This is a genomic window from Flavobacterium sp. 316 (genome assembly GCF_000967805.1).
In the GTDB taxonomy this organism is placed as follows: domain Bacteria; phylum Bacteroidota; class Bacteroidia; order Flavobacteriales; family Flavobacteriaceae; genus Flavobacterium; species Flavobacterium sediminilitoris.
The window spans coordinates 1-1,015 of the sequence record NZ_JYGZ01000017.1 but is presented as its reverse complement, the minus strand read 5'-3'; the positions used below and the strand labels follow the sequence as shown (position 1 = coordinate 1,015).

Below are 1,015 nucleotides of genomic sequence, written 5' to 3'. Positions count from 1 at the left end.
GGTTAGATGGATTGGACAGAATGCGCGTAACACTCAAAATACAATCTACAGAAGTTGATACACTAGCAGTAAGACATAATTTAGATCTATACAACGACACCCAAGTAGAAAAGCTAATTAGAAAAACAGCTACTAAACTAGAAATAGGCACAAGTGTAATCGAAGCGAGTATAAACGAACTCATAGAAGAACTGGAAAAATACAGATTAGAAAGTCTAAAGTCACAAGACCAAAGTCCAAAAGCCAAACAACTAACAGAAAAAGAGAAAAACGAAGCTTTAGAACTACTAAAAACTAAGGACTTATTACTAAGGACTAACGACTTAATAGGCAAAAGCGGAATCATAGGAGAAGAAACAAACAGGCTAATCATGTATTTAATTTTTAGCAGTAGAAAAAGAGAACAGCCATTACATGTAATAAGTTTAGGTTCATCAGGAACAGGGAAAACACACTTACAGGAATCAATCGGAAATCTTATCCCAAACGAAGAAAAAGTAGAAATCACCACACTATCAGAAAACGCCTTTTATTACTTTGGGCAACAGGAACTAAAACACAAACTCATTTTAATAGAGGACTTAGACGGAGCAGAAAGTGCGCTTTATCCCATAAGAGAACTACAATCTAAAAAGAGAATCAGTAAAACCGTAGCTTTTAAAAACACCAAAGGCGAAACCAAAAGCCAAAACATCACCGTTGAAGGTCCTGTGTGTGTAGCAGGATGTACCACTAAAGAAACTATTTACGAAGACAATGCAAACAGAAGCTTTTTAATTTACTTAGATGAAACCAGCGAGCAAGATGCAAAAATTATGAATTACCAAAGAAAAGCATCAGCAGGAAAAATAGACATAGAAGAACAACACACATCGTGTGAATTATTAAAGAATAGCCAATACTTGCTAAAACCAATCAAAGTAATCAATCCCTATGCTCAAATATTAGAACTACCAAACGAAGTTTTAAAACCAAGAAGAACAAACGCACACTATTTACAATTTATAGAACTAAT

General features: G+C 34.5%; 1 pseudogene. It reads left to right on the top strand.

Going from position 1 to position 1,015, the window contains the following annotated elements:
* Positions 1 to 20: 20 nt before the first annotated feature.
* Positions 21 to 1,015: pseudogene (locus SY27_RS18035) on the top strand (hypothetical protein); the annotation flags it as partial.